Below are 6,259 nucleotides of genomic sequence, written 5' to 3'. Positions count from 1 at the left end.
ATTTCGACGAACGAGCCCTCGTCGAGCAGCGCGAGGATGCGCTCGCGGGCGGTCAGCTTGCCTTTGGCGTGCACCTTCTCGATCGCGGCTTCGCCGGACGGTGCCATCGCTGCTTCGCGGCGGCTACGCAGGTCGGCGAGCTTGCCCGCCGTCGTGTGAATGTCGGGCGTGGCGGCCGAACCCTGCGCAGTCGAATCCTGGACACTGGTCATGGGCAAACACTTTAACCACGGCTGTGATGTGCATCCCGACCGAGGGGCGCGTTCGTTGCACTTCCGGCAGGCTACCGGCGAGTACGAAAATCGACGGGTTCGACGGGGCAATATGCTCTTGAATCATGTGGACCAATCTCGATCGACCCCCACTCGACGTCTCGGCACTTCGGCGCGCTCTCGTCGACGGACCGCAAGCTTCCTGGTCGAGGCTCGATGTGGTGGATGAGACGGGGTCGACGAACGCCGATCTGATCGCGAATGCGGCCGGCCTCGCGGACCGGACGGCACTCGTCGCCGAGCATCAGGCGACCGGTCGCGGCAGGCACTCCAGGTCGTTCTCGGGTCCACCGCGTTCACAATTGTTGATGTCGGTTCTCGTGAAATTCCCAGGCATCGACCCGTCGATTCTCGGGTGGCTGCCGCTTCTGACCGGAGTTGCCGTCGTCGACGCGTTGCGTACTGTCGCGGCCGTCGACGCGGCGTTGAAATGGCCCAACGACGTTCTCGTAGGTGGCCGTAAGGTCGCGGGCATTCTGGCGGAGGTGGCCGTCCACGGGCAGACACCTGCCATCGTGGTCGGTATCGGTCTGAACGTTTCGATGACGCAGGAAGAGCTGCCGGTCCCGACCGCCACGTCCCTCGCCTTGGAGAACGCTGCCGTGACGGACCGCGACACCCTCCTGCGTGCGATTCTGCGGGGTATCGGCGCCGAGGTCGATTCGTGGAAGAACTCGGGCTGGAACACCGACCACCTCGCGAGCCGCTATCGCGAACGGTGCGACACCGTGGGCCGTCGCGTCCGCGTGGAACTTCCGGGTGACAAGCAGATACTCGGCGAGGCGGTCGACGTCGATCAGCAAGGGCGCATAGTCGTCCGCGACGACGAGACCGGCAAACCGGTACCCGTCGCCGCGGGCGACGTGACGCATCTCCGTGCCATCGAGTCCGACTGACGAAAGATCGACTCCTAGAGTGTCTGGGCTCGCGCCGGCTCCCAGGTGGCGACCGCCCAGATCACGACCAGGTCGATGGCGATGATGAGGATGGACCACAGCGGGTAGTACGGCAGCCACAGGAAGTTGGCGATGATCGACAGCGATGCGATCACGATCGCGGCGAACCGTGCCCACGTCGCACCGGACATCAATCCGATACCGGCCAGCAGAAGCAGGACGCCCACGACCAGGTGGATCCAGCCCCACGTCGAGATGTCGAACTCGTAGGTGTAGTTGTATCCGACGACCAGCAGGTCGTCCTTCGCGATGGCGGCTATGCCCTGGAAGATGGACAGAACTCCGACCGTCAGCAGAATGATGGCCGCCGCGATCGATCCCCCTGTTGCGGCAGCCTGGTGGTTGCCCCTGGGCCTGGCTCCTTCGGTCTTGATTTGTTCGCTCATGTGCTTCGCCCCTTTCGAAGTTGTCTCCCATTCTCGAGCAGCGGGCTAGAGCACACATCATCCGTACCGGATGATGTGTGCGGCGAGAGGGTGCGGCGACACTGAGTGCGGACCGGCCGCCTGGAGCAGCGTCTGTCGGTGCTGCGTTTCTCGAGTGCCCCGGGGGGAGTCATGGCACAGCCGCAATCGCCGACGTGGTCGATGCCGCGCGGAGTCATCGTGTTGCTCGGTATCGCGGCGCTCGTCGTCGCCGTCGCGGGAACTCGCGCGTTCGCGGGGGTCGTCGGGCCGACCTTCCTCGCCCTGATGCTCACCGTCGTCGTCCATCCGCTTCCCGAGTGGCTGCGTCGCACAGGGGTGCCGAACTGGATCGCGACCGTGCTGGCGATTCTCGTCGTGTACGCGATCCTCGGCATCCTCGTCCTGTCGTTGGTGTTCTCGACCGCGCGGCTCGCCACGTTGCTCCCGACCTACGCCGACGACTTCGACGGTCTGGTCGCGGACGTGCAGAAGTTGTTGTCGGACAACGGCATCGGTCAGGATCAGATTCACGACCTGCTGTCGAAGCTGGACGCGTCGACCATTTTCGGGTTGGTCGACGGCATTCTGACCGGGGCGTTGTCGATCTTCTCGAACCTGTTGTTCGTGCTCGTCCTTCTGCTGTTCATGGCGGTCGACGCCAGTTCGTACACTCCGCGGACAGCGATACTGCTGCGCACGCGTCCGGACATCGCCGACGCGTTCCGCAGGTTCTCGTCCGGAACCCGTACGTATCTCGTCGTGTCGACGGTCTTCGGACTCATCGTCGCCGTCATCGACACGGGCGCGCTGTGGGCGATGGGCATACCGCTCCCGGTTCTCTGGGGCCTGCTCGCGTTCATCACGAACTACATCCCGAACATCGGTTTCGTCATCGGACTCATCCCGCCCGCGCTGATCGGACTCCTGCAGGGCGGGCCGAAGCTGATGATCGCCGTCATCGTGGTCTACAGCGTCGTCAACGTCGTGATCCAGTCGATCATCCAACCGAAATTCGTCGGCGACGCCGTCGGGCTGTCGGTGACGTTGACGTTCTTGTCGTTGGTCTTCTGGTCGTGGGTGCTCGGACCCCTGGGCGCGATCCTCGCGATCCCGCTGACGCTGATGGCCAAAGCGTTGTTGGTCGACATCGACCCGGCCACCAGGTGGGTCGACGTCCTCGTCTCGAGCGGGCCGCCGCCCGAACCCGAGAAGTCGACCGCGTCGCCGCCTGCGCCGGAGACCGACGGGCCCGAACTCGTGGAAGGATCGCCTCACAAGGACGAGAAATCACCCGAGGAGTGAGAGCGATGGGCTACCCGCAGGATGCGCTGGCCGACGAGGAAGAATTGCTGCTGCATCACCACCCTCACTGGAAGATGCTGGTTCTGCCCGCTCTCACGTTCATCGCCGTCACCGCTGTTGCAGGGTTCGCGATCGGCGTCATCTCGGCACGTCTCGACGGAACCGCTGCGACCGTCGCATCGATCGTCACCGCGGTGATCTGGGTGATCGTCGTCGGCTGGAGATCCGTCGCTCCGCTGATCAGCTGGCAGTGCACGCACTTCATCGTCACCGATCGCCGAGTTCTGGTGCGGCAGGGCGTCATCACCCACTCGGGCATCGACATTCCGATGGGTCGCATCAGCAACGTGCAGTTCCGTCACGGGCTGGTCGACCGCATGCTCGGAACAGGCACCCTCATCATTGCCTCCGCGTCCGACGACCCACTGGAGTTCGACGACATCCCACAGGTGCAGCGTGTGCACTCCCTGCTCTACCAGCAGGTGTTCGACTCACTGGAGGTCCGGCGCGATGCCGTGTACGCCGACGAGCCGAACGACGGCGACGATGTCGACGGGGCTGTCAAGCGCGGGTGGCGTGCGGGGCGACGCCGATAGCCCCCTCGTCCCGTTCGCCGGAATACACCGTTCTCACAGAATCGAACCGTAGGCTTGCATTCGTGACCGATGTGCTCTTGGCAGAAGACGACGAAGCTATCGCGGCCCCGCTCTCGCGCGCCCTCACCCGTGAGGGCTACACGGTGACGGTCGAGCAGACCGGTCCTGCCGCGTTGCAACGAGCACTCGACGGCAACTACGACCTGTTGATCCTCGACCTCGGTCTGCCCGGCATGGACGGTCTGGAAGTGTGCCGTCAGGTGCGCGCGAACAAATCCGAACTCGCGGTGCTCATGCTCACCGCGCGTACGGACGAGGTCGACTTCGTCGTGGGGCTCGACGCGGGCGCCGACGATTACGTCGGAAAGCCTTTCCGGCTCGCGGAATTGATGGCCCGAGTCCGGGCACTGCTGCGCCGACGCGGCCCCGGCGAGGACTCGCCTGTCGAGGTCGGATCGATCAGGCTCGAGCCGGCTGCCCGACGCGTTCTCGTGGGCGGCACCGAAATCTCGCTCGCCAACAAGGAATACGAACTGCTGAAGGTTCTGCTCGACCATGCGGGTCAGGTCGTCTCCCGCGAGACCATCCTGCGCGAGGTGTGGGGCGACGCCGAACTGCGCGGCTCGAAGACTCTCGACATGCACATGTCGTGGCTACGCCGGAAGATCGGCGACGAAGGTCCCGTCGCCGAGCGTCGAATCGCCACGGTCCGTGGCGTCGGGTTCCGCATCAACAACGACTAGAAGAAGCACATGCGTCGCCGCATACTGCAGTCGATCCTGGCCGTCGTCATCATCACGGCCCTTCTGCTCGGTCTGCCCCTGATGTACACCGCGTGGCTGTGGGTCGAGGATTTCACTCGCGACGACCTGCAGCGCCGACTGGACAGGATGGCGTCGGAAATCCTGTCTCAGGAAGCAGACACCGGCATGGTCCAGGGTGAGCTCGACATCGGCTCGCTGCGTCTGGCCATCCCGCAGGGTGGCCGGCTCGTCGTCGTGTATCCGACGCCTCAGGACGCGGCGTCGCGCGTCGACATCGGTGAGTCGTTCGTTCCACGTCCGCTCGTCGAGTCGCTGTCGATGGGAACGTCCGGGTCATTGCGTCTCGAAGTGCCGTCGGACGACATGCGCACGCTGCAGAAGCAAGCCGTCGGCGCGGTCGGTCTTCTCGTGTTGGCCTCGATCCTGACCGGCACTGCCATCGCCGTGTTGACAGCGAAACGCTTGTCCGACCCGCTACGTGACGTCGCGGGCCGCGCGGCTCGCCTCGCCGAGGGCGACTTCCGTCCCGATTCGACGCGGCACGGCATCGCCGAACTCGATCGCGTGTCCGACGTGCTCGACGCGGCGACAGTCGAGATCGCGGGCAGGCTTCAGCGCGAGCATGCGCTCGTGGCCGACGTGTCCCATCAGCTGCGCAGTCGTCTGACGGCGGTGCGGCTGCGCCTCGACGAGCTGTCGACGCACCACGACCCCGACGTCGTCGGCGAGGCCGAGGAAGCGATGGCTCAGGTCGACCGGCTCACGTTGGCGATCGACGAACTGGTCCGTTCGTCCCGCAGCGACGGTGCGCCCGGCGCACAGGAGGTCCCCGTCATCGCGGAACTTTCCGGCGTGGTCGGGGAGTGGCAACCGAACTTCGACGACGTGGGTCGCACTCTGGTACTCAAGGGAGACGCAGATCTGACGGCGTCGGTGACCGGATCTCGTCTCCGCGAAGCGGTGTCGGTGCTCGTCGACAACGCGCTGTCCCACGGCGGCGGCACCTGCACGGTGGCGGTACGGCTCGTCCCGGCACTCGAGACTGCCGAACGCAGGCGCGAGCCGCTGGTGTGCGTCGAGGTGTCCGACGAAGGGGCAGGCGTCAGCGACGAACTCGCGCCGCACATCTTCGACCGTGGCTTCTCGGGTGCCGGTTCGACCGGCGTCGGATTGGCGTTGGCGCGTGCGCTCGTCGAAGCAGACGGAGGGCGACTCGAACTGCAGCGACGCAAGCCGGCGCTGTTCTCGGTGTTTCTCCCGGCGTTTCGCGAGTCGGTGATCCGCAGCGGACCGACTCAGGTGAGGGAGCCGCGGTAGCGGTGGTTCAGCTGTGGCCGAGTTGTTCCTCGGCTGCTTCCTCGGGCGTCGGGTCGTAGTCGGTGGACCCGGCGGCCGCGCCGCGAGCGTTCTCGTCCGGAAACGCGAACTTCCGCAGTGCCCAGAAGCGGAACGCCATCTGCAACAGGTTGCCGATGATGTAGTTCAGCACGAAGTCGAGAATGACCAGCATCGTCAGGCTGGTGTGACCTTCGCGAATGTCGAAGAGATTGTTGGCGATGAAGAGCGGTGCAGCGGCGAGGATCACACCGATACCGCTGATCGCGAAGAACAAAAGTGCCTCGTGATGGCGTTCGCGGCCGCCGCGATTCTTGAACGCCCACTCGCGGTTGAGGATGTAGCTGAGAATGGTCGCCATGACGCCGGAGATGACCTTGGCGACCACGGGTTTGGGCTCGAGGATCGTCAGACTGAGCGAGTAGAAGATCGCCAGGTCGAAGACCATGGTGGTACCGCCGACGATGGCGAACTTGATGAGTTCGCTGTGACGAATCGCGAGGTCCCGAACCGGTCCGGGCAGGCGATGAATCACATTGTCGATCAGAGGCACAACGAAGGAGTCTACGAAACGTAGTGCGATTCGAGCGAACCGGCGCGCAGATCATCAGCGATCTCTCAGAGAGT

At 64.8% G+C, this 6,259-nt stretch carries 7 protein-coding genes and 1 pseudogene; 5 read left to right on the top strand and 3 right to left on the bottom strand.

All coding sequences use genetic code 11. The annotated features are described in order from the left end of the window. Nucleotides 1–212, bottom strand: a pseudogene (locus A3K89_RS03075) (methylmalonyl-CoA carboxyltransferase); the annotation flags it as partial. Between the two features lie 125 nt (nucleotides 213–337). Between A3K89_RS03075 and A3K89_RS03070 the strand changes: the two are divergent. Next, nucleotides 338–1,168 carry a biotin--[acetyl-CoA-carboxylase] ligase gene (locus A3K89_RS03070; protein WP_068421575.1) on the top strand — a complete coding sequence of 277 codons (831 nt, stop codon included), beginning with the start codon at nucleotides 338–340 and terminating at the stop codon, nucleotides 1,166–1,168. A gap of 14 nt (nucleotides 1,169–1,182) precedes the next feature. Here the strand turns inward: A3K89_RS03070 and A3K89_RS03065 are convergent, their stop codons facing one another. Next, nucleotides 1,183–1,614 (bottom strand): DUF7144 family membrane protein, encoded by a 432-nt coding sequence (locus A3K89_RS03065; RefSeq protein WP_068421572.1) that lies wholly within the window; start codon nucleotides 1,612–1,614, stop codon nucleotides 1,183–1,185. Nucleotides 1,615–1,785: 171 nt separating this feature from the next. On the opposite strand from A3K89_RS03065, the gene A3K89_RS03060 reads away from it, so the two are divergent. From A3K89_RS03060 to A3K89_RS03045, 4 genes are all read left to right on the top strand, one after another. Then, complete coding sequence (locus A3K89_RS03060; RefSeq protein WP_068421567.1) at nucleotides 1,786–2,937, top strand: AI-2E family transporter; 1,152 nt, start codon at nucleotides 1,786–1,788, stop codon at nucleotides 2,935–2,937. Nucleotides 2,938–2,942: 5 nt separating this feature from the next. Beyond that, nucleotides 2,943–3,533 (top strand): PH domain-containing protein, encoded by a 591-nt coding sequence (locus tag A3K89_RS03055; RefSeq protein WP_068421564.1) that lies wholly within the window; start codon nucleotides 2,943–2,945, stop codon nucleotides 3,531–3,533. A gap of 62 nt (nucleotides 3,534–3,595) precedes the next feature. Beyond that, nucleotides 3,596–4,276, top strand: a complete 681-nt coding sequence (locus A3K89_RS03050; RefSeq protein ID WP_068421561.1) for a response regulator transcription factor — start codon at nucleotides 3,596–3,598, stop codon at nucleotides 4,274–4,276. 9 nt (nucleotides 4,277–4,285) lie between these two features. Next, entirely contained in the window at nucleotides 4,286–5,614 is a 1,329-nt protein-coding gene (locus A3K89_RS03045; RefSeq protein ID WP_068421559.1) for an ATP-binding protein, read from the top strand. Nucleotides 5,615–5,621: 7 nt separating this feature from the next. Here the strand turns inward: A3K89_RS03045 and A3K89_RS03040 are convergent, their stop codons facing one another. Then, nucleotides 5,622–6,185, bottom strand: coding sequence for a GtrA family protein (locus tag A3K89_RS03040; RefSeq protein ID WP_068421556.1), 564 nt, complete (start codon nucleotides 6,183–6,185; stop codon nucleotides 5,622–5,624). Between the last annotated feature and the right edge of the window lie 74 nt (nucleotides 6,186–6,259).

This window comes from Rhodococcoides kyotonense, from assembly GCF_001645385.1.
GTDB lineage: Bacteria > Actinomycetota > Actinomycetes > Mycobacteriales > Mycobacteriaceae > Rhodococcoides > Rhodococcoides kyotonensis_B.
The sequence above is the reverse complement of the archived record's forward strand: the minus strand, read 5'-3'. Positions and strand labels throughout refer to the sequence as shown.

Excerpts from the sequence above, each read along its gene's own strand:
- A3K89_RS03070 (WP_068421575.1), top strand. The coding sequence starts at position 338 with ATGTGGACCAATCTCGATCGACCCCCACTCGACGTCTCGGCACTTCGG.
- A3K89_RS03065 (WP_068421572.1), bottom strand. The coding sequence starts at position 1,614 with ATGAGCGAACAAATCAAGACCGAAGGAGCCAGGCCCAGGGGCAACCAC.
- A3K89_RS03060 (WP_068421567.1), top strand. The coding sequence starts at position 1,786 with ATGGCACAGCCGCAATCGCCGACGTGGTCGATGCCGCGCGGAGTCATC.
- A3K89_RS03055 (WP_068421564.1), top strand. The coding sequence starts at position 2,943 with ATGGGCTACCCGCAGGATGCGCTGGCCGACGAGGAAGAATTGCTGCTG.
- A3K89_RS03045 (WP_068421559.1), top strand. The coding sequence starts at position 4,286 with ATGCGTCGCCGCATACTGCAGTCGATCCTGGCCGTCGTCATCATCACG.